Origin of the sequence: Algicola sagamiensis DSM 14643, from assembly GCF_000374485.1 — a bacterium.
Taxonomy (GTDB): domain Bacteria; phylum Pseudomonadota; class Gammaproteobacteria; order Enterobacterales; family Alteromonadaceae; genus Algicola; species Algicola sagamiensis.
On the sequence record NZ_KB894497.1, the window covers coordinates 174,197 to 195,778 of the forward strand.

Annotated in this window: 24 protein-coding genes; 14 read left to right on the plus strand and 10 right to left on the minus strand. The window is 42.4% G+C overall.

The genetic code is table 11. The features are described 5' to 3' along the window. Window positions 1-14 precede the first annotated feature (14 nt). From C505_RS0112105 to C505_RS0112115, 3 genes are all read right to left on the minus strand, one after another. Window positions 15-851 (minus strand): substrate-binding periplasmic protein, encoded by an 837-nt coding sequence (locus tag C505_RS0112105; RefSeq protein ID WP_026317924.1) that lies wholly within the window; start codon window positions 849-851, stop codon window positions 15-17. Window positions 852-914: 63 nt separating this feature from the next. Then, complete coding sequence (locus C505_RS0112110) at window positions 915-1,889, minus strand: sensor domain-containing diguanylate cyclase (protein ID WP_026317925.1); 975 nt, start codon at window positions 1,887-1,889, stop codon at window positions 915-917. An 8-nt stretch (window positions 1,890-1,897) separates the two neighbouring features. Continuing rightward, window positions 1,898-2,929 (minus strand): response regulator, encoded by a 1,032-nt coding sequence (locus tag C505_RS0112115; protein ID WP_018692879.1) that lies wholly within the window; start codon window positions 2,927-2,929, stop codon window positions 1,898-1,900. Window positions 2,930-3,174: 245 nt separating this feature from the next. Between C505_RS0112115 and C505_RS0112120 the strand changes: the two genes are divergently transcribed. Together C505_RS0112120 and C505_RS0112125 are read left to right on the plus strand one after the other, a co-directional pair. Then, window positions 3,175-3,705 carry a redoxin family protein gene (locus tag C505_RS0112120; RefSeq protein ID WP_169337038.1) on the plus strand — a complete coding sequence of 177 codons (531 nt, stop codon included), beginning with the start codon at window positions 3,175-3,177 and terminating at the stop codon, window positions 3,703-3,705. A 162-nt stretch (window positions 3,706-3,867) separates the two neighbouring features. After that, window positions 3,868-4,314 carry an Hsp20 family protein gene (locus C505_RS0112125; RefSeq protein ID WP_018692881.1) on the plus strand — a complete coding sequence of 149 codons (447 nt, stop codon included), beginning with the start codon at window positions 3,868-3,870 and terminating at the stop codon, window positions 4,312-4,314. Between the two features lie 125 nt (window positions 4,315-4,439). Here C505_RS0112125 and C505_RS0112130 read toward each other — a convergent pair whose 3' ends face one another. Beyond that, the gene (locus C505_RS0112130) at window positions 4,440-4,904 is read right to left on the minus strand and encodes a GFA family protein (RefSeq protein ID WP_018692882.1); all 465 of its coding nucleotides are present in this window, start codon (window positions 4,902-4,904) and stop codon (window positions 4,440-4,442) included. Window positions 4,905-5,100: 196 nt separating this feature from the next. On the opposite strand from C505_RS0112130, the gene C505_RS22230 reads away from it, so the two are divergent. After that, the gene (locus C505_RS22230) at window positions 5,101-5,691 is read left to right on the plus strand and encodes a GNAT family N-acetyltransferase (RefSeq protein WP_018692883.1); all 591 of its coding nucleotides are present in this window, start codon (window positions 5,101-5,103) and stop codon (window positions 5,689-5,691) included. A gap of 295 nt (window positions 5,692-5,986) precedes the next feature. On the opposite strand, the gene smrA is transcribed toward C505_RS22230, so the two are convergent. Together smrA and C505_RS22235 are read right to left on the minus strand one after the other, a co-directional pair. Continuing rightward, on the minus strand, window positions 5,987-6,577 hold the full coding sequence (smrA, locus tag C505_RS0112140; RefSeq protein WP_018692884.1) for a DNA endonuclease SmrA: 591 nt from the start codon (window positions 6,575-6,577) through the stop codon (window positions 5,987-5,989). A gap of 28 nt (window positions 6,578-6,605) precedes the next feature. After that, window positions 6,606-6,938 carry a DUF4286 family protein gene (locus tag C505_RS22235; RefSeq protein WP_018692885.1) on the minus strand — a complete coding sequence of 111 codons (333 nt, stop codon included), beginning with the start codon at window positions 6,936-6,938 and terminating at the stop codon, window positions 6,606-6,608. Between the two features lie 154 nt (window positions 6,939-7,092). On the opposite strand from C505_RS22235, the gene prs reads away from it, so the two are divergent. Beyond that, window positions 7,093-7,998 (plus strand): ribose-phosphate diphosphokinase, encoded by a 906-nt coding sequence (gene prs / locus C505_RS22240; RefSeq protein ID WP_018692886.1) that lies wholly within the window; start codon window positions 7,093-7,095, stop codon window positions 7,996-7,998. A 334-nt stretch (window positions 7,999-8,332) separates the two neighbouring features. Here prs and C505_RS24965 read toward each other — a convergent pair whose 3' ends face one another. Both C505_RS24965 and C505_RS0112160 read right to left on the minus strand, forming a co-directional pair. Then, on the minus strand, window positions 8,333-8,482 hold the full coding sequence (locus C505_RS24965) for a DUF1660 family phage protein (RefSeq protein WP_157369007.1): 150 nt from the start codon (window positions 8,480-8,482) through the stop codon (window positions 8,333-8,335). A 12-nt stretch (window positions 8,483-8,494) separates the two neighbouring features. After that, window positions 8,495-9,943, minus strand: coding sequence for a M28 family peptidase (locus tag C505_RS0112160; RefSeq protein ID WP_018692888.1), 1,449 nt, complete (start codon window positions 9,941-9,943; stop codon window positions 8,495-8,497). Between the two features lie 161 nt (window positions 9,944-10,104). Between C505_RS0112160 and C505_RS0112165 the strand changes: the two genes are divergently transcribed. After that, the gene (locus tag C505_RS0112165) at window positions 10,105-10,458 is read left to right on the plus strand and encodes a response regulator (protein WP_040439884.1); all 354 of its coding nucleotides are present in this window, start codon (window positions 10,105-10,107) and stop codon (window positions 10,456-10,458) included. A gap of 101 nt (window positions 10,459-10,559) precedes the next feature. Here C505_RS0112165 and C505_RS22250 read toward each other — a convergent pair whose 3' ends face one another. Together C505_RS22250 and rpsT are read right to left on the minus strand one after the other, a co-directional pair. Further along, the gene (locus tag C505_RS22250; protein ID WP_018692890.1) at window positions 10,560-10,898 is read right to left on the minus strand and encodes a DUF3718 domain-containing protein; all 339 of its coding nucleotides are present in this window, start codon (window positions 10,896-10,898) and stop codon (window positions 10,560-10,562) included. Between the two features lie 256 nt (window positions 10,899-11,154). Then, window positions 11,155-11,415, minus strand: a complete 261-nt coding sequence (gene rpsT / locus C505_RS0112175; RefSeq protein ID WP_018692891.1) for a 30S ribosomal protein S20 — start codon at window positions 11,413-11,415, stop codon at window positions 11,155-11,157. Between the two features lie 223 nt (window positions 11,416-11,638). On the opposite strand from rpsT, the gene murJ reads away from it, so the two are divergent. The 9 genes from murJ (at window position 11,639) to C505_RS0112220 (ending at window position 21,576) form a co-directional block, all read left to right on the plus strand. After that, complete coding sequence (gene murJ, locus C505_RS0112180) at window positions 11,639-13,195, plus strand: murein biosynthesis integral membrane protein MurJ (RefSeq protein ID WP_018692892.1); 1,557 nt, start codon at window positions 11,639-11,641, stop codon at window positions 13,193-13,195. Between the two features lie 79 nt (window positions 13,196-13,274). After that, the gene (gene ribF / locus C505_RS0112185; protein ID WP_018692893.1) at window positions 13,275-14,216 is read left to right on the plus strand and encodes a bifunctional riboflavin kinase/FAD synthetase; all 942 of its coding nucleotides are present in this window, start codon (window positions 13,275-13,277) and stop codon (window positions 14,214-14,216) included. A gap of 72 nt (window positions 14,217-14,288) precedes the next feature. Then, window positions 14,289-17,108 (plus strand): isoleucine--tRNA ligase, encoded by a 2,820-nt coding sequence (gene ileS / locus C505_RS0112190; protein ID WP_018692894.1) that lies wholly within the window; start codon window positions 14,289-14,291, stop codon window positions 17,106-17,108. After that, window positions 17,108-17,638, plus strand: coding sequence for a signal peptidase II (gene lspA, locus C505_RS0112195; RefSeq protein ID WP_018692895.1), 531 nt, complete (start codon window positions 17,108-17,110; stop codon window positions 17,636-17,638). The genes ileS and lspA overlap by 1 nt, the downstream gene beginning before the upstream one ends. Further along, window positions 17,638-18,078 (plus strand): FKBP-type peptidyl-prolyl cis-trans isomerase, encoded by a 441-nt coding sequence (gene fkpB, locus C505_RS0112200; RefSeq protein WP_018692896.1) that lies wholly within the window; start codon window positions 17,638-17,640, stop codon window positions 18,076-18,078. The genes lspA and fkpB overlap by 1 nt, the downstream gene beginning before the upstream one ends. A gap of 10 nt (window positions 18,079-18,088) precedes the next feature. Continuing rightward, window positions 18,089-19,018, plus strand: coding sequence for a 4-hydroxy-3-methylbut-2-enyl diphosphate reductase (gene ispH, locus C505_RS0112205; protein WP_018692897.1), 930 nt, complete (start codon window positions 18,089-18,091; stop codon window positions 19,016-19,018). Between the two features lie 145 nt (window positions 19,019-19,163). Next, window positions 19,164-19,811, plus strand: a complete 648-nt coding sequence (pilV, locus tag C505_RS23675; RefSeq protein ID WP_018692898.1) for a type IV pilus modification protein PilV — start codon at window positions 19,164-19,166, stop codon at window positions 19,809-19,811. 9 nt (window positions 19,812-19,820) lie between these two features. Next, window positions 19,821-21,053 carry a PilW family protein gene (locus C505_RS0112215; RefSeq protein ID WP_018692899.1) on the plus strand — a complete coding sequence of 411 codons (1,233 nt, stop codon included), beginning with the start codon at window positions 19,821-19,823 and terminating at the stop codon, window positions 21,051-21,053. Window positions 21,054-21,075: 22 nt separating this feature from the next. Continuing rightward, entirely contained in the window at window positions 21,076-21,576 is a 501-nt protein-coding gene (locus tag C505_RS0112220; RefSeq protein WP_018692900.1) for a pilus assembly PilX family protein, read from the plus strand. Window positions 21,577-21,582: the final 6 nt, after the last annotated feature.

The window sequence follows — 21,582 nt, forward strand, 5'->3', positions numbered from 1 at the left end:
GTAGAAAGAAAATACTAACCTGGATTTGCTTCTATCTTAGCGTACTTTTCTAATAATCGCTGGTAGCTGCCATTCTCTCGGATCACTTGGAGTGCTTTGTTAAACTTCTGTACGAGTTCCGGTGAAACGGTCTTTTTGCTGAACATAATATACACAGGCCCTGTACGGATATGGATCGAGTGTGGGCTGATATAACGCTGAAGGCCTTTACGCTTGATGAGTGCCGCGCCGACAAAGCTATCTTCAAGAAATGAGTCAATTTGGTGATCCATTAAGCGAGCAATATTGACTTCGCTCATGACACCACTAATAAATAGAGATTTATAGGTTTCACTTTCCCTTAACTTGGAGACAGAATTACCATAGTAGTATTCATCAATGAGGCCCACTTTCTTATTTTTCTTCAGTAAGTCTTCAATTTGGGTATAGGGGTATAAATGAAGTTCTTCTGAACGAACATAAAGTCTAAATTCTTCCTGGCGGTAAGCATCTGAAAATAAAGCAAACTCTTTCCTAGATTTTGTAATGGATGCACCCATCACAACATCAATTTCACCTTCACGCATCATTTTGAGTAATTCGACCCAGACATCAATTTTGAATTCGTAATCATGGCAGCCTATTTTCTTCATCAGCATAACAAGTAAGTCAATATCTAAGCCTTTTACTTTATTATCAATGTCCATAAATTGATAGGGTTCCCAAGTATCATAACCAATACGCAGGTTACACTCGATTGCCTTGGCGGGTTTTTCCTCAGGAAGAGAGACAGGTTTGACTGATTGTTTTTTTTCTGGACTACATCCTAAGAAAAGCGTCATACAGAAGAGGAGACAGATGCATCTGCGCATGTTGGAAACCTTAATTTCTTCTCATTTTTCAAAGCTTAGTGTAAATCCTGATATTCAGCAAAATCAGGGTGAGTTCTCTTCTTTTTCTTCATAAATTGAGACACGGTTTCGACCACCTTCTTTTGAACGATATAAAGCACTATCTGCGGCTTCAATCCATTTTTGGGCGGTGGTAATTGATGGGTGAACATCGGAAATCCCCATACTAACTGTAAATTGGATGTCTGTTCCTTCGTAATTGAATGAGGATTGTTCAATGAGCTTTCGGATCCGCTCAGCAAAAATACGACCTTGTAGTGCAGGAGTATCAACGAGGATAACTGCATATTCCTCACCACCATATCGGCCTGATATATCCGTTTCTCTTAATGAATTTCTGAGTAGATCTGCGGTATGCCGAATTGCGATATCCCCCGCAGCATGCCCAAAGCCATCATTAATTCTTTTAAAGTGATCAATGTCGAACATTAATAAAGAACAAGGGCCGTTTGTACGTTGAATTCTCTTAAATTCGGCATTGAGACACGTTTCCCAAAAACCGCGGTTATTTAAACCAGTTAATTGATCGGTTCGACTGAGTTGTTCGAGTTTGGCATTGGCTGCTTCGCTTTCCTTTTTATTTACAGCAACATCTGTGACGTCATATACGATAATGCAGATATGGCCAACTTTCCCTGTTGTATCCGATAATGGAATGATCGAAATGTTCTGAAACATCACATCTGCTGTGCCTGTGATTGGGCGATAATTTCGGAAGCGAAAAACAAAAGGCCGCTGTTCCCATATTGTGAAAGCTCGATTTTTCAATAGGAATACCGGCTCAGACTTATGACGAAACCATTCTTCATCCAACTCAGAAAACATATCAAAAATGGATTTACCACGCACTTCTCTCGGTGATAGCCCGCTGTGGTTTTCCATAAACCCATTCCAGACATGGATTTGATACTCTCTGTCGAGGACGATAAAACCAATATCAACCGTCTGGAACATATCCATCATCCAGTGAAACTCAGCAAATTCAACTTGGTTATTCATTGCCATGGTCAATCATCCAGTAAATAGGCGACTTTGGTATTTAAAGTCGGGATCGAATCTTCAGTAAAGAGGAGCAACAGGTCACAGGTGATATCGTAGTTTTCGATACCGTAGCTGATTTCAATCCCCAAAGTCCGTTTCCAACGGGATGAGTTGGCATGTATGAGATCGGAAACCTGACAATGTTGCCCAAGAACAACAGGGTGTCCCTGGCTGAAACTGATATCCAGTTGTTCGGAAAGCCCATTCAAAATTGCGCCAATCAGTATATTGGCGATATCCATTAGTAATTCCAGTTGAATTTTATCGTTTAACTCTCCCTCATATTTGAGAAGCTGAGCGATATCTTTAAAACTGGAATCATTTAAAATCAGTAACGCTTCTCCAGCCATACCGCCGCTGATAAAGCCTTGGCAAACAGCTGAGGTGCTGACGTTATCCTCTACCGATTGTAATGCCATGTGTAGTTCAGCGACCTCAACGACATTGACATTTGGTATCGGAAGCTCGACAAATACATGAAGTAGTCTTGCGAGTAGGTCGCCAGCTTGGCCCATAGCGACATTCGTGATCTCCTGATACACGTCCCTTAAATCAACGGAAAGGCCTTCATCATGTGCAGGAGTCGCTTCCTTTGCTTCTACTTTCTCTTGCGTCTTTTCCTTGACTTCTGAGAGTTCCAGCCCATAACGACTGACAATTTGCGCCAACTTTTCTTTGTCGACAGGTTTCTTTATAAAGTCTAATGCGCCGAGTTGCATTACTCTTTCTTTTGCTTCGGGCTGAACATCACCAGAAACAACAATTGCCATAGTATGAAGGTCTTCATCTCGCATTGCTTGCAGGACTTCATACCCATCCATGACAGGCATATTAAGATCAAGGAAGAGCAGGTCTACTTTTTGATTTTTGAGGACCTCCATGGCTTCTTGTCCATGGGAGGCGAAGGTGATGTCGACATCCCAATGATCGGGGAGAGACCTTGCCATTTGCTTCCGAGCTAGGTTTGAATCATCACAGATCAGCAGTGGTGTTGCCATGAACGCTCTCATAATTTACAGAGGGTCACTTGCCAATGAGGGGCGAGATAACCCAAAGTTCGACTACCGAGGCTTACAAGAATCAAGAATTTTATGGTGATACAATGAAACTTTTAAGCCTGATGACGTCTAAGCAAAAACCACTTGAAATTGCTTAGTCATATAAGTATAAGCAATCAAAATCATTTTCGAGTAACTTAGTGATGAAATTAAAAGCAGGTCTTTTATCTTTTTTCTTAGGAGCGATGTCGTTTTTATCGCAAGCCACTGAATCTGTAGTAACGTTGGCTGGTGGAAAGCCCGTTAAACTTGAAGGGGATCGTCCTGCGATCCAGTCGAATCTTCCTTCATTTCAATTTGCAGACTTAACTTTTCAACCCAAACAGCTGGAAATGTATGCTGGGAAAACAATTGTCCTTGGACTTGTCTCCAGCCTGGATACCGGAATTGGTACATTACAATTAAAAGAACTGGATGCACTTGCTCAGAAGGTTGATGGTGATGTTGCGGTTATTGCGATTACCTCTGACTTGCCCTTTGCGATTAAGCGAGTCTTGAAAGAAGAACGAATCGAAAACATTGATGTGTATTCTGATGCGTTATGGCATGAAGCAGGGCATGCATTTGGTGTTGAGATCCAATATCTGGGGTTGATGGTCAGCTCACTTGCTGTCATTGATAAAGAGCAGAAAGTCGCCTACTTGGATGTGACACAGGATTTATCAAAGCTACCTAGCATTAAGGGGGTTGAACAGTTTCTCGGCGTCCAAGAATAAAAACACCCGTTTTAGAAAAAATTTAAAACTTATCCTTGAAAGCCATTTTTCCATCCCTATATCTAATAATGAGCCGCCGATAACGGGGCTCATTGAAACAAACTAGCTCGTTCAGAATGAAGAGCTTTTTAACTATATTGCTTAAACTTAGAGGATATAGCGATGCGTAATTTAGATTTAACCCCCCTTTATCGTTCTTTTATTGGCTTTGATCACTTAGCATCTTTGATGGATGCAGCGTCAAGAAATGAAAAACAACCTACCTATCCGCCATATAACATTGAACTTATTGACGAAAATAAATATCGTATTTCCATGGCGGTCGCCGGGTTCTCCATCGAAGAATTAGAAATAGAGTCCGAGCAAAATAACTTACTTGTGAAAGGTAAGAAACAGACGGAACAGTCTGATAAACAATTTATTTATCAAGGTATTGCAGAGCGAAACTTTGAAAGGAAATTTCAATTAGGCGACTATGTAAAAGTTGTCGGCGCAGATTCAGAAAATGGTCTACTGCATATCTATCTTGAGCGAGAAATTCCGGAAGCGTTAAAGCCGCGTAAGATAGATATTGGTACCGGAAAACTGCTTGAGCAAGAAAGCGCTTAAGCCTACAACATACTTCTCCATGACCTCAGTAAAAGCCCCAAATTTGGGGCTTTTGTCGCATTTTTTCACCTTCTTAACATCTGAATCAGCAGTGTTATCGATGAAAGATAGCTAGCTTGAGATTGTTATGCCGTTTCTTCTTGTTGAATTGCCTTCATAAAGACTTCTTTGGGTGGCTGTTGCTCGAATGTTGGGATACCATCAGGGATTTCCAACCACTTTTGTTTTCGAGATATCCAAACGTGGACATTAGGTTGAATAACATCTGTATTTGATAGCGTTCCACCTTTGAGCTTGATGAGCTTAGGCTGTTCAGGATTTAAATGGTATATACGATTACCACATTCAGGGCAAAAGAAAGCCTGATTTCGGTTTCCGCTCTCAGCAAGTCGTTCCCATTGTTTTAGTTGTCCACGAAACTCAACTTGGTCTGTTTGGCAAACAAGAGTCAGGCTAAATGCACTGGCAGACAGCTTCTGGCAGTCGATACAGTGGCAGGCTGCTATAACTAGCGGTGCTGTTTTTAATGAGTATGTAACTTGACCACATTGGCAGGAGCCCGCTACAGGATAGGTGACTTGAGTCGGCATTATTCCTCCTTGTATAGTCGCGAAGTGTTGATGGTTTATTATTCTTTTTTGAGCTATTTTAATGCGATCTCGGTCATTTGTCTGTATTGCTTTTGTATCCATTTTTTCGGTTAACTTTACTCCTGCATCGTGATATTTTATTCAATAAAAATAGCAACTTATTTGAGCTAAATCAGTATACTAGGGAACAATCCTTATGACATTAGAGCACAGCTGTAATATCCTCGAAGTGACCACTTATTATCTTGAACAAACGCAACAGCCAGAACGTCAGTATTTGCTCCCAGAGGGATGCTCTATTCACCGCTTAACATCAAAAGATATTCAAGTGGCACAGTTTTTCTTTAAAGCTGTCGGTGGCATATGGTTGTGGGACAGTCGGTTGCATTGGGATTATCAAGATTGGAAAGAACATTTAGAGCAGGCTTCCGTTCATATTTTTGTTGCGAACAAAAATGGTGTGCCAATTGGATTCTTTGAATTAAATGAAACAGAAGGTATTGAACTGAAGTTTTTTGGACTCTTACCGGAATATGTTGGACAGGGACTCGGAAGTTGGCTGTTGGAAGAAGCATGTGAAATGGCTTGGTCATTCAATCCTGAGAGAGTGTGGGTACATACGTGTAGTGAAGATCATCCGTTTGCTTTACAAAACTACAAACAGCGGGGTTTTCAACTTTATCATCAAGAGACAGAAACTGAATCAAGTCCTCTAGAGGAAGACTCAATTTGGCTTACCCCCAAATTTACCTTCAGCGTATTTGAACGATTTCGATCAAGCGACTAGAATTTTTGTTAATTTTTTGAATTTTCAGATGGGTGTTAATAAAATGTAATATTCTATCTTACTGAAATTAAAAAATTAATAAAAAAGTTTGATAAAAAGCTATGTAACAAACTTTTAAAAATAAAGATAATGAATTATAATAGCGCTGAATTGAATGAAAGGGGAAACCAATGACCAGAGCTTCAAATCGTGGCTTTAAACTTACAACAGCCGTATATTTTGTTTTGTTTTTAGGCATTAGTGCAGTTTTTACAAGCGCAGCTGAAGCATCAGTCTTTCTTCTATAATTGTCTGGTTATTTCCTCCGGGATGCGTGACGCTCCCGGTTTTCACGCTTTTTCTCTTCACTCTTTCTCAACAGGACATACACAGCCCCTAAACCGCCATGGTGTTTTTGTGCACTATGAAAAGCAAGAACTTCTGGCATTTCTTGCAGCCATTTATTGACATAACTTTTCATAAGCCCAGGGTGTGGTTTCGTTTGTTTCCCCATCCCATGCTGAATCAGAATCGTCCGAATATTTCTCTGATAACACTCTGTTAAGAAGTTAAAGATACTTCTTCTTGCATCAGCCAGAGGTTGTCCAAACAGGTTGAGTGTGCTGTCAACTTGATACTGACCTAATCGAAGTTTCTTATAGACCCCTTCTTGAACACCATCTTTTTTGTAACCAATGATATCGTATGGGTCGATGAGGTCGACGTACTCCATAGATAGATAATTTGGATCACAAGCTTCTTCCTTTTGTGCAGCCTCCTGACGTGCTAATTGTGCTTCTGTTGGTGTCAGCTGCTGAGACTGTTCATAGATCTTGTCATCAGACTTCATGCGCTTTACATCTGACATTTCTGCTAAAAACAGCTCTAAATCATCGCTTTTTGACATGGTTACAACTCACATTGAGGAAGGAAAGTTAGCTCCTTTCATTATACCGAAAGGATGATTGTGTTGGCGATAAAATACGACGTGTCGCAGTAAATTGACTCCCAAAGCGCCTCAGACCGTCGGCCCTCATTTCGGGCGCTTGATGTTCAAAGTAGTGATTCAAAGCATTTTCAGACTCGATCTGGTAGTGAACAACAAACAGAACTTCCCGTAAATCTGACTGGTCAATCGACTTGAATAGCTGTGCATCCTGAAAGCCTGGGATTGCGAGCATTTGCTGAATATGTTCATAGAGCCAATGCGTATATTCAACCAGTATTGTTCGTTGTACTGTGAGATTGACTTCATAGATGACCATCATTGTGTTCCTTATGCTTGAATCGTATAACCCTGAAACAGTTGATTTTACATGTATTTTAATCAGCAACAAGATAAGTTTGATGTTTTTCTAGTCATCGCTTTCTGAAATACGGTATGGTGGAAAGAAAAATACAGTTCTTAAAAGGGTTATCTCGATGTCAGGTGTTTCAATTGTTTCTCTGGATACAAACAGCACATTTTTTAAATCTCTCACTCATTTCGCAGACTTAGATCCCATTGAAGTCATTCAACGCACTTTTCCGGATGGAGAAAGTTATCTGAAAGTGAACGCGCCGAAGGTTCATGAAAAGGTTTGGATCCACCTCGATTTCTCTGATCCCAATCGAAAAATTCTACCGCTGATTTTTCTATCAAAAAAGCTAAGAACTATGGGGGCGAAGTTTGTTGGTCTGCTTTCTCCATATCTTCCATATATGCGACAAGATAATGAGTTTCATCAAGGAGAGGTTCAATCAGCTCATTATATGGCGGAGCTGGTCTGCATGCACTTTCATGGCCTATTAACCGTTGATCCACACCTGCATCGAATTGATAACCTTGATGAGTTATATTATATCGATCATCAAACACTGAGCGCAGGCGAGTGCATTGCACATTGGATCGATGAAAATGTCCATGAACCATATTTAATCGGCCCGGACGAGGAAAGTATTCAATGGGTTCAGCGAGTTGCAAAGCGATTGAATATTGATTATCAAATCCTAATCAAAGAACGGTTTGGCGATCGTGATGTACAGGTTTCTCAGCCAAAAATTGCTATTCCTGAAGGAAAAACACCTGTGATTTTAGATGATATCGTTTCTTCTGGAATGACAATGATTGAGGCGATTAAGCAGGTGAAACCCAGGAGTCAAATTTCTCCTGTTTGTGTGAGTACTCATGGAATTTACGCGGAAGATGCGAAACGCAGAATGATGGCAGCTGGTGCTGCACGTGTTGTTTGTACAAATACACTAGAGACAGAAGTGGCTGATATCGATATCACCTCCATATTACATGGTGCCGTATGTCAGTGGGATTATTCAAAGTGGCTTGATTAGGGTCAACTGACCCTAGAATTTGCTTTTTATCCAGTAAATCCCAGCTGAGACCATGCCTTCTTTGTGAACGAGGTTATATCGACTACAGTTTTCTTCGGCTGTATCTGGATAGCAAAGGTAGAGCGCAGAAGAGCTTTCGTCGATCACAACAAGTTGGTTGGAGTCTAACAGTTGTCCAGGCTCTCCAAATAAGCCGGAGATATAGACACTTTTTGTGACGACATCCAGTTTATGGTAGGTCACGAGTTGTGGTTTTGGCGCAAGAACAAAACCAATGGCTAAAATACTGATAAATATAAGGAGTGGTGTTTTCGACTTTTTCTTGGCTGGTGCACTAGCCGAAGCACCAGCTTGTGCTTGCGCTTTTTGTGCCTTTTGAGGGCCCTTTTGTGGTGGTTTTCCTTTTTTTGCACCTTTTGCAGGCTGCTTCACTGGGTTGAGCAGCCCTTGTTTCTTTGCTTTTGTGCCCATACAACCTATTCATTTAAAGAATTCATTAGAGCGATTTATTTGTGTTTTTCATGTGAGCGATATCTTCACGTGTTGAAGGCTGCTCACGGAAATAAAAATCACTGTTTGCTACCAAGTGTAGCATGGTAACCCAGGCTGCAACGTTTTGCTGAAGGTGTTTTGAGTTAACTTTATCCAAGGTGTCATCCGCGGTATGGTGGTAATCAAAATAATCAGTGCCATCTTGATAAAGAGATAGAACTGGAACACCAGCGTTTTTCAGGACAGAAATATCTGGCCCACCATAGGCTTTGTTATGGCCGCGTTCGATATCAAGTGGCTTTAACGCACGAAATAATTCATCAACAAATCCCAGTTTGTTGGGGGCAAAGCGGGTTTGTAATTGCCAGACAGGGCCACCTCCAAAGTCTGACTCAGTAGCAAGAATATGATCCTTTAATTCTTCTTTATGCGCTTCAAGGTATGCTTTCGCACCAAGCAAGCCAATTTCTTCTGCTGCATAAAGCACAACACGAATCGTCCGTTTAGGGCAAGATGATTTTGATTGAATCAAATGTGCTGCCGCAGTGACAATGCCAACACCTGCGCCATCATCTAATGCACCTGTACCTTCATCCCAAGAGTCTAAGTGAGCACTTGCGAGGACGATTTCATGTGGTCGTTCACACCCTGTGATTTCTCCAATGACGTTATAGCTCGTTTTGTCTTCAAAAAATTGATTTTGTAAATTGAGTTTGATGGTGACGGGCTTGTCTGCTTTGACAATTTCTTCAATAAGATCTGCATCAGGTGATGACAATGCAGCTGCTGGGATTTTAGGAGCATCTTTTTGATAACGAACCATGCCTGTATGTGCAAGTCGATGATTGCTTGTTCCGACTGAGCGGATCAGGATTGCAACAGCGCCCTTGGATGCCGCGATGGATGCACCTTGAGAACGCTTTTTGACTGCTTTACCATAGTTCGCCCCTGTTTTATGCTTCTGCATCCCTTCATAAATCACAACGATCTTACCCATCACATCATCAGGAGATGCAACCTTGAGCGTTTCGAGTGACTTGGTGAGGTAGATAGGGGCTGTGATCCCTTGCTCCGGAGTTGATACACTGCCTCCGAGTGCTGAGATAACAAGCCGGTGCTGATATGGTGCAATAATATTGGCTGTTGCTTGAATTCTGGACCAGTGTTTGACGCTGACAGGCTCTTTATAGACTTTATCAAAACCAAGTGCGATCAGCTTTTTTTCAGCCCAAGCAACTGCTTTTATATCAGCTTCAGTCCCTGGTAGTCGTGCGCCGACTTCAACGGTCAGAGAGCGAACAAGTTCATAAGCCAGATCACTTTCTAATGCCTGCGACTGTAGTTGTTGTACTTTATTTTTCGCATGATTGTTTTCTATGGATAGAGCTGACTCAGAAAAAAGAGCTGCAAGCGAAAAGGTAAGTAATAACAAGCGGATTACAGGGGTTCTCATCTGTATATTTGTCCTCAGCAATTCATTTCAGCCATACGATAACACATCTGTCCAGTGGCTAAATAGACCGAGTTGGACTAGTTTAGAATTAATGCCGTAGTGAAATTGGCAACATAATAAAGACAACCTTGGACGAAAGGGAGGTGACTGTAGTGGAAGATATGTCAGTTTTAATCATAGATGATGTCGGAACCGTTCGTTCTTTTTTAAAGCAAACACTTGCTCATCTTGGAATAGCTTCAATTGTTGAAGCGTCAAATGGTGCTGCTGGTTTAAAAGCCTATAAAGATCAAGTTCAAGACGTCGTATTTCTGGATATTGGTCTGCCCGATATGGATGGTAAAGATGTACTTAAGGAACTGAAACTTATCAATCCGAAAGCCAATATTGTGATGATTTCAGCACATAGTACTGTGGACAATGTGAAAGATGCGATAGCAAGTGGTGCGAAGGGATTCGTTGTGAAGCCATTTTCACCGAAGAAAATCGCAGCAATTTTGAAAAAATTTATCTAGGACCTTCTATTTTTCTTCTCCAAGGAGGGAGAAGCTCTTCAAGCAGGGGATGTCGGGATATTTGAGGTGAGAACAAGAGGAAGTCCCTTTCCACGCAAATACTAATCTGTGAGTGAATCTGATTTACTGTTTTGAACAGCTGCAATTTCTTTAATTGTCACTGTTCCTGTGCGATTCAGCATTTTGGCGTTGTTCATCGCCTTATGCGTAATCGCAAATTCATAAGCACTTTCTCCATTACACATCAACTTTTCGTTGATTTCATCCATGGTGAGATTATTTTGCATTAAAGTTTTTCGAAGCGTATGTTGGTGATTTGACTTAATTGCATGGCACGTATCCACCAATTTAGTGAGATACTCGCTTGTGAGATCAGCTTGTGCCAAGAAAGGAATGAAACTACCAACAATGAGCACTACTTTTGTCGTTGACCGGATCATATCTATACCTTTTGAGTATGTATTGTTAAGGACAGTTTGTTACATCGTGTGAGATTTACAGCGACTAGTAAGTAATAGATTAGTGTGGTTTCGGTTTATTGATAGATCGATAAGGAAGAAGGGTATAACTAAGAGGAATGCTGACGGAAAGTCAGTTAAGTCGATCGTTGAACCTAGAAAAACAAAGGCTGAAAAATCTCAGCTTTTGTTTTTCTTATAGGCTCTGTTGGCGTGAACCAACACAGTCTGATGCGAATTAAAGCGCTTTGATCTTCGCCGCTAGACGAGACTTATGACGAGCTGCTTTATTCTTGTGGATCAGACCTTTAGTCGCGTAGCGATCCAAAACTGGAACAACTTTTTCGAAAGCATTTTGTGCTTCGTCTTTTTGGCCCGCTTCGATTGCTGCGTCAACTCTCTTAAGGAAAGTACGCATCATGGAGCGACGGCTAGCATTGTGCTTACGACGCTTTTCTGCTTGGATAGCACGCTTTTTTGCTGACTTGATGTTAGCCAAGGTGAAACTCCTAACTCAGTTCAAATTCTACTTACAATAAAGGCCGTGGAATATGCCTTTTTTCTCGCCATTTGTCAATTCCCAAGATAGAAATATTCGAGGTGGCGAGTAAAAAATTTCAATCAATGCGCTCATATGAATGAGGCATCCATGAATGAGGCGTAGTATTATACACGACTTCAAACAAAGCTTTCATAAAAATAATTGATTTAAGGAGCGGGGATTGGCGCGTAAATTGTTTAAATCTGGCATGATCGTCACGATGATGACAATGTTATCCAGAGTACTCGGCTTGGCACGGGATGTGATCATCGCAGACAAAATCGGTGCAGGGGCCAGTGCGGACGTTTTTTTCTTTGCCAATCGCATACCTAACTTCTTACGCCGCCTGTTTGCTGAAGGTGCATTTTCTCAAGCTTTTGTCCCAGTACTGGCAGAAGTAAAGGAGAAACACGGTGATGATGAGGTGAGGCAGTTCCTTGCAAAAGTCTCGGGAACGCTCGGGGTAATCTTGCTTATCGTTACGCTCATCGGTGTTTTACTTTCCCCTTTAATCGTAATGACATTTGGCGCTGGTTGGTTCTTAGATTGGGTAAATGACGGGCCGCAAGGGCATAAATTTGACCAAGCCAGCTTGATGTTGAAAATTACTTTTCCCTATTTATTTTTTGTTTCATTTGTTGCGTTGTCTGGTTCTGTTCTCAATACATATAATCGATTTGCACTTGCGGCATTTACGCCTGCTTTATTGAATATCTCGATGATTGGTTGTGCGATCTGGCTCAGCCCCCATCTGGAAGAGCCTGCATACGCACTCGCAATCGGTGTATTTGTTGGCGGTGTTGCTCAGTTTTTACTCCAGTTACCTTACCTGTTTCGGAAAAAGCTACTTGTGCGTCCCAAATGGGCTTGGCGTGACCCTTGGGTTGTGAAAATCAGAACCCTCATGATCCCTGCTCTTTTTGGTGTTTCTGTGAGCCAGATTAACTTATTTTTAGATACTGCTATTGCCTCATTTCTCGTTTCATCCTCGATAAGTTGGTTGTATTTTGCTGATAGATTACTTGAGTTCCCGCTTGGTTTGTTTGCGATCGGGATTGCGACGGTGATCTTACCTCATCTTTCAAAGTTACATGCTCAGGAAAGTACTGAAGAGTATCAAGCGACAGTTGAATGGGGCATGCGTTTTATAGGGTTATTTGGCCTACCTGCGATGGTTGGTTTGATTATTTTAGCGAAGCCGATTATTGCGCTGCTCTATTTGCGTGGAGAATTTACACTCAATGATGTGAATCAGGTTGGTTTCGCTTTATACGCGTATGCATCTGGTTTGCTCGGGTTTATGATGATCAAAGTTTTGGCACCAGCATTCTATGCCCGTCAGGATACAAAAACACCCGTTAAAATTGGCATTATCACGATGGTTGTGAATATGGGGCTCAATTTGCTTTTCGCACCATTATTTGGTTATGTCGGGCTAGCTGCGGCTTCCGCAATTGCTGCATATGTCAATGCAGGTATGCTCTATTTTCAGTTGAGAAAACAAATGCAGTTCCGTCTGTCACGGTCAACAAAAATATTCTTTGCCAGGTTGTGTTTGAGTGCAGGTGGAATGGCAGGGGTACTTCTCTACGCTTTAGAACCTTGGAATGAGATGCAGCATTGGACTTGGGATGCATTTGGCAAGCAGCTACTTTGGTTAATTCCATGCGGTGGAATATCTTATTTTGTGGTCTTTTTTGTACTCGGTGGTCGGCCTCGACAAATATTACATTCATAGGTGCTGATCCAAGTGAATTTGTAAGATATAATCCGGCGATTTCCTGCGCGAACTATAAAAGAATAGAAACTGAGGTTGCATGGAGCTGATTCGAGGTATCCACAACATACGCCAGTCACATCAAGGGTGTGTTCTGACGATTGGTAATTTTGATGGGGTCCACTCAGGACACCAACAGGTCTTGGGTGGCCTGCATGCACAAGCATCACAATTAAACTTACCTGCAACGGTGATGATTTTTGAACCCCAACCTCAAGAATTATTTCAAAAGGGCCAAGCTCCTGCGCGTTTGTGTAATTTGCGTGAAAAATATACAGCATTAAAGGAGCAAGGAGTTGATCGTCTGATAGTCGTGCAATTTAATGCTGCATTTAGCCAGATGAAGGCTCAGGAGTTTGTTCAAGAGTTGCTCGTCAAAAAGCTTGGCGTTCGCTTTTTAATTGTTGGAGATGACTTTCGCTTTGGACAAGGCCGAGAAGGGAATTTTGACATGCTCCAACATTCAGCTGAGCAATTTGGTTTTGGAGTACGAAGTACACAGAGCTACCGATGTCATGATAGCCGTGTCAGCAGCACAGAAATTCGCCGTTTACTTCAACTCGGTGATCTTTCCTTCGTTGAAGACATGCTTGGACGTCCCTATACATTGTTGGGGCGCGTGAGTCATGGCGATAAAAAAGGGCGGGAATTTGGCTTTCCGACAGCAAATGTTCGACTAAAACGGCTTGTATCCCCGGTCACTGGTGTTTATGCTGTGACAATTCGACTCGCACGAGAGAACCGAGAGGTGACTGGTGTCGCGAATATTGGCCGCCGTCCGACAATGGCAGGAAATGAGCTTCGCCTTGAAGTTCATCTATTTGACTTTGATGCTGACCTTTATGGACAAATCATCGAAGTCACTTTAAAACACAAAATCAGGGATGAAACAAAATTTGAATCTATCGCAGCCCTCAAGTCGCAGATAGCGAATGATGTGGTTGTTGCAAAAACTTGGTTTACCACTCAGATTAATGCATAGTCTGAGCCAGAATCGTTTAATGAGTAAAAGTACGAAGGCAGAATGCCGACAAGAGATGGAATAAAGAAACGAATGAGTGACTATAAGCATACGCTGAACTTACCGGAAACAAATTTTCCTATGCGTGGAAATCTGGCCAAAAGAGAGCCAGAAATGTTGAAACAATGGCAAGAAAAAAAGCTCTATGAGCAGATTCGAATTGCTAAAAAAGGTAAAAAATCATTCATTTTGCATGACGGTCCTCCGTATGCGAATGGTGAAATTCACCTTGGTCACTCTCTCAATAAAATTCTAAAAGACATTATTATCAAGTCTAAGACACTGTCTGACTTTGACTCACCTTATGTCCCTGGTTGGGATTGTCATGGATTACCAATTGAACTCAAAGTTGAGAAAAAAGTCGGTAAGCCAGGACAAAAAATTTCCCCTGCTGAGTTTCGTGAAAAATGCCGCGAATATGCTGCGTCGCAGGTTGATACTCAAAAAGCTGAATTTGTTCGCCTGGGTGTTTTGGGGGAGTGGGATAATCCTTACCTCACAATGGACTTTCAATTTGAAGCCAATATTATCCGCACACTTGGCAAAATCATTGACAATGGTCATTTGGAGAAAGGCTTTAAACCCGTCCATTGGTGTACAGACTGCGGCTCAGCATTAGCAGAAGCCGAAGTTGAATATCAAGACAAATGTTCGCCATCCATTGATGTGAAATTTCAGTTTAATGATACCGGATTATTAGCTGAAGCATTTGGCTTATCAGAAGCAATTCCGACAAGCATCGTCATTTGGACAACGACTCCTTGGACATTGCCTGCAAACTTGGCCGTTGCCCTTGCAGCTGAATTGGAGTACAGCCTAGTTGAGATCTCGACTCAAGGTAAGACTGAAAATATCATTCTTGCGACAGAGCTTGTGGAAGATTCTATGCAGCGCTATGGTGCGGATTCATTTAAGACACTGGCAACCGCAAAAGGTGAAGCCCTTGAACACCTCAAAGTACAGCATCCATTTATTGATCGTGAATCGTTGATCATTTTGGGGGATCATGTCACGACGGAATCTGGAACAGGCTGTGTTCATACAGCCCCTGCACATGGTCCAGATGACTTTAATGTTTGTCGCAACTATGGGATTGAAGTTGTCAACCCGGTTGGGCCGAATGGTGTCTTTGTTTCAGATGTTCCCCTTGTTGCTGGTCAGCACATCTTCAAATCGAATGAAAATATCATTGAGATCCTCAAAGAACAGGATGCCTTATTGCTCAGTGAAAAGATCGATCACAGCTACCCGCATTGCTGGCGTCACAAGACACCTGTGATTTTCCGTGCAACACCACAGTGGTTTATTAGCATGGATAAAGCTGGCTTACGAGAGAAATCTCTGGGTGAAATTGAAAAAACACGTTGGATGCCTGATTGGGGTGAAGGCCGTATTCATGGTATGGTCGAAGGACGTCCAGACTGGTGTATTTCACGCCAAAGAACCTGGGGTGTACCGATTACTTTGTTTATTCACAATGAAACTGGTGAGCTTCACCCAAATACATCAGCATTCATAGAAGATGTTGCAAAACGTGTTGAAGAAAAAGGGATCCAAGCATGGTTTGATTTGGAAGCCAAAGAACTACTCGGGGATGAAGCAAAAGAATACAGTAAAGTCGCTGATACACTTGATGTTTGGTTAGACTCTGGTGTGACTCATGCTTGTGTTGTTGATGCGCGTAAAGACACTTTCTCAGCTTCAGCAGACTTGTACCTTGAAGGTTCTGATCAGCACCGAGGCTGGTTTATGTCCTCTTTGATGACGTCAGTTGCAACCAAAGGCGTTGCGCCATATAAAGAAGTGTTGACACATGGCTTTACGGTGGATGCACAGGGCAGAAAAATGTCGAAGTCCATCGGCAATACGATTGCACCAAAGGATGTGATTAACAAGCTTGGTGCAGATATTCTGCGACTATGGGTAGCGCAAACAGATTACTCCGCTGAAATGGCTGTCTCTGACGAGATCCTCAAGCGTTCTGCGGATATGTATCGCCGTTTACGCAACACATCTCGTTTCTTACTAGCCAACTTGAGTGGTTTTGATCCAAAAGCAGATATGCTCCCAGCAAAAGAAATGGTTGAGTTAGATCGCTGGATAGTTGAACGTGCAATGGCGTTGCAGGAAGAGTTGATTGAGTCATACGAGCAGTATCAATTCCATCTTGTGACACAAAAGCTGATGAACTTCTGTACAGTTGAGCTTGGTAGTTTCTATCTCGATGTCATTAAAGATCGCCAATATACAGCGAAATCAGATAGTCAGGCACGCCGTTCTTGTCAGACAGCGCTTTATCATATCAGTGAAGCATTAACGCGTTGGTTAGCACCAATCTTGAGTTTTACGGCACAAGAAATTTGGCAAGAGCTTCCTGGAGAACGAGACGAGTTTGTTTTCACTGGCACTTGGTACAATGATTTCCCTGAAGTTCGTGCATACCAGCAGCTCGACGATGCCTATTGGCAGCAACTGCTCCTTGTTCGTGATGCAGTGAATAAAGCACTTGAAGAAGCCCGTCAGCAGGAGGTTCTTGGTGCGACATTGCAAGCAGAAGTAACGCTCTACGCGAAGTCTTCACTTGCAGAAATACTCCAAAAAATTGAAGATGAGCTGCGATTCGTCTTTATCACATCGAAGACGAATGTTGTTGTGACGGATGGTGCGCCTGAGAATGCCTCAGATACGGATATTGATGGCCTTTGGGTTTCAGTCAAAGCATCTGATGCACAGAAGTGTGATCGCTGTTGGCACTATAGTGAAGATGTTGGTGCGCATGAAAACCATGAGGGGATTTGTGGTCGTTGTGTAACTAATGTCGAAGGGAACGGCGAAGAGCGCAGGTTTGCCTAATGGACCAACAACAGACGGAAAAACCAGAAAGTTGGAAACAGTCCGGACTCGTATGGCTTTGGCTCAGTGTGCTTGCACTGGGCCTGGATCAAGCAACGAAAATGGTCGTCGTTTCTTTCATGAAGTTACATGAATCCATTCATATTTTACCCGTGTTTAACCTGACATATGTGCGCAACTATGGCGCAGCATTCAGCTTTTTAAGTGATGCGGGGGGATGGCAGCGTTGGTTCTTTACGATCATTGCCATTGGTGTATCCACAGCAATCATATACTGGTTACGACAAACACCAAGACAGTTCACCATAGTGAATAGTGCATTGGCACTGATTTTAGGCGGAGCAATCGGTAACGTCATCGATAGAACAGCTTATGGGTACGTCATCGACTTTTTACATCTTTACTACGAGCAGTGGCATTACCCGGCATTTAATATTGCAGATTCTGCGATTTGTATTGGTGCAGCACTCATGATCTATGACTCGTTTCGCACTTCCAAGCAAGAGAAATCAGAAGAGAAGAAGTCCTGATGTCTGAAGTAAAATTGATTACCAGCGGAAGCGAGGTTGTCTTCCATTTTACAATTAAACTTGAAGATGGCTCTGCTGCTGATAGTACAAAGGTTGCGAATAAACCCGCGAAGCTCACGATTGGCGACGGGAGTCTGACAGACAATTTCGAAAAATGTCTGCTTGGCTTACAAGCGGGTGATTCAAATAGTTTTACCCTCTGTCCAGAAGATGCATTTGGTCAGCCAAACCCAGATAACATTTATTATGTTGATCGAAGCCGATTTTCAGCAGAAGCCCCAGCTGAGGTTGGAGCGATTATCGCATTTACTCAACCGGATGGTATGGAGCTACCAGGCATTGTTCGTGAAGTGCAAGGTGATTCTGTGACGATTGACTTTAATCATCCATTGGCGGGACAAACCGTCGTTTTTGAGGTCGATATATTAGAGGTCAATTAGGTATCGTTCGATGAATATTTTTCTTGCAAACCCACGTGGATTCTGTGCCGGTGTCGATCGTGCAATCAGTATTGTTGAAAGAGCGATTGAGCTCTTCGAGCCACCCATTTATGTTCGCCACGAAGTCGTTCATAACAAGTTTGTTGTGGATGGATTAAAAAAGCGTGGGGCGATTTTCGTGGATGAGCTGGATGAAGTGCCAGATGATCATATTGTGATTTTTAGTGCGCATGGTGTCTCACAAGCTGTCCGCCAAGAAGCGAAGTCCCGAGGTTTAAAAGTATTTGATGCAACTTGCCCACTGGTGACGAAAGTGCATATGGAAGTGACACGAGCAAGTCGCCGAGGGGCGGAATGTGTCCTGATAGGGCACCAAGGCCACCCTGAGGTAGAAGGGACAATGGGTCAGTACAACAACCCAGAGGGTGGCATTTATCTTGTCGAAGATCCAAAAGATGTTGCCGGCCTGACAGTAAAAGACGCAAGTAACCTATTTTTCTGTAGCCAAACAACGTTATCCGTAGATGATACGGCAGATGTCATTGATGCTCTACGTCAGCGTTTTCCTGAGATCGATGGGCCAAGTAAAGACGATATTTGCTATGCAACTCAAAATCGCCAGGATGCGGTGAAGTCTCTTTCGGGTCAGGTTGAGTTATTGCTTGTTGTTGGCGCAAAGAATTCTTCAAACTCTAATCGGCTTCGTGAGCTTGCAGAAAAACAAGGAACAACAGCATATTTGATTGACACTGCCGATGACATCGAGCCTTCATGGCTGGAGGGGATTGCAAATATTGGTGTCACAGCAGGTGCTTCAGCCCCAGAGATACTTGTTCAGCAAGTGATCACACGCTTGGAAAGTTTAGGTGGTAAACAAGTCATTGAGCATCCTGGTAAAGAAGAAAATATCATTTTTGCAGTTCCTGCAGAACTCCGTTAAATCAAATCGAAGCTGGGCACGGATTGCTGCTCAGCACCCCTTATCTTCAAATCTCATCCCTTATTTGTCCTCTAAAATAGTTTTTTAGACGGTTTGTCTTACACTATTTATTAATCAAAACAATTTTGTATTTGGAGATGTATCCATGATCATCAAGCGCCAAGCGGGAATGAGCCTAATAGAGATGCTTGTTGCAGCGGTCTTGCTTGCTGGTGGGATCGTAGGCTCTCTTGCTTTGCAAACTTCGGCGAACAGAACAACCTTCGATGCGATGCAACGATCAAATGCAGCTGCTTTGGCGCATGATATTTTGGCAAGAATGAGAGCAAATACACAGGGTGAAGCACCACCGACAGTTTCCTCGGTTTTAAAACAATATACCCGAGGAGATGCTTTCAAAAAATACGGCAAAGTCGATGAGATTGTTGTGCCAGATGATATGTGTGACACCACATCAGGTGAAGCTTGTAATACAGAAAAGGTGGCGAAATATGACTTATACATGTGGGAACAAAAGTTGGTTGGAAAAGCTGTTTCTGGAGGAACTGGTGGTGTGACAGCGACAGATAATATCACTTCAATTGGTCTTACAAAACCACGCGGTTGTATCAAGGTTGTAGATAATTTTGTTGAAATCGCAATCACATGGCGTGGGCGAACGGAAACCATCGATGCGACAGATCCTAATAATTACCCCTCTGGAACTTTTGCTAACGGAGATTTACGTGAGATCTGTCATGATGGAAAAAGTCTACAGAATCGGCAAGTTTATGTGAATGCTTTTGTGTTCTAGAGGATGAAGATGAAAAATAAATTCTCCGGATATACATTGATCGAAATGATGATGGCCTTAGGTCTGGGATTAGTGATCACAGCAGCCGTCGTTACCGCTTATGTCAGCAGTAAAGAGAACACAGATAGAACAACAGACGTGAGTAATATGCAAGAGGTGGCACGTTTAACATTATCTATATTAAGGGAAGAAATATCGATGGCTGGCTTCTTTGGACATTTACAATACGAGCTTGTTGCAAAAGGTGGTGGTGCAAATCTTTTAAACTCATTCGGTACAGGTGGGCCAACAAAACCTCGTGTTTTTGTCTCTCCTCAAGGAACTGCCATTCCGAATGATTGCACAATGGAAAACAATGAATTGAACAATGGCTCATTTCCAAACAATGTGGATGACCGATTTGTCTGGTTTTATGCCTATGAGGTGCCAGCTACGGGAAGCTCCAATCTTAAAGCTTTGAATAGTTCATGTGTTAGTTCAGCGAAAAAAAATTCTGATGTGATACAAATCAAACGAGTGATTGCAGATGAGAAGTTACTCAATTCTGCCGGCACTCATTTTGAAGATGTTGAAGATGATAAGCTTTATCTTCTAACTGAGCCACTCACCGCTGGCTTTGCAATGGGATCTCAAATCAAAGCTGCACCACGTCCTTTTGCAGATACTCAGGTTACAAAGCCTTCTGCCTGGGAGTATTTACATCGGGTTTATTACATTAAAGATGGACGGAACAATAACCAAGGCACTCCTATACCGACTTTAACAAGACGTAGTATGACTTTTAAACTGCTTAGTAATGATATTCACCCGGCAATGGGTGGTGAAGAAGAGGTGATTGAAGGTGTTGAAGCAATTCATATCGATTATGGCTTTGATACCAGCGCGTCAGATGACCGCGTTGATCGCTATATATCAACTGGATCTGCAACAGATGAGTTAGTCAATAACAATCCAGTGGTTGTGGTGAGTCTGTATATTCTCGTTAGAGATTTGGATATTACACCTGGATTTAATAATACAGCAGGTGAACGTACATACCAGATGGGACGGGGGAAGACTTTAACATTTACTGATGATTATAAACGGCAAATGATCAGTTCTAATGTTCTTCTGTACAATGGGATAGAAGCATCCTGGGTAGAAAATAGTATCGCAGATCCAGGTGGCAGTGGCACACCAAGTGGAAGTGGCGGTACACCTGCTGGAGGTGGTGGTGCATCAGTTGGGAGCGGTGGACTATAATGTCAAAATCAGAGGGTAAATAATGCGTTCTTATCAACGTGGGTTTGCGATTATTTTTGCGCTTGTCATTATGGTCTCAGTCACAGCGCTTGGGATCGCTTTGATGAGTAGTAGTACACTAGACTCATTAGTGAGTCGAGTTGCTGTTGATCGGATGGAAGCTGAGCACTATGCTGAAAGTGCACACTCGGCAGCCTTATTTGAAAACGTGAATCGGAAAGTCCAGCCAACAAAAAATGTCTTTACACTCTCCCTTCCAGATGAGGAACTCAAGCCTTTTGCTAAAATGATAGGGGAAAGGGTGCAGGCAACTTACGACCAAAAGCAGAAATCCACTTTTCAGCTCACAACACGGACTGAGAATGGTCTCCCAACAACCTGCCCACATAGTAATGCAGCCTCGAGTGTTCAGCAAATCCAGTGTGTTTATCTGGAGCTCAAAAGTACAACAAAATACGGACCTTTTACGAATATTCATGATATTGAAATCGTCACAGGAATTAGCCAGGAAATCAAAAAATGAGGTGGG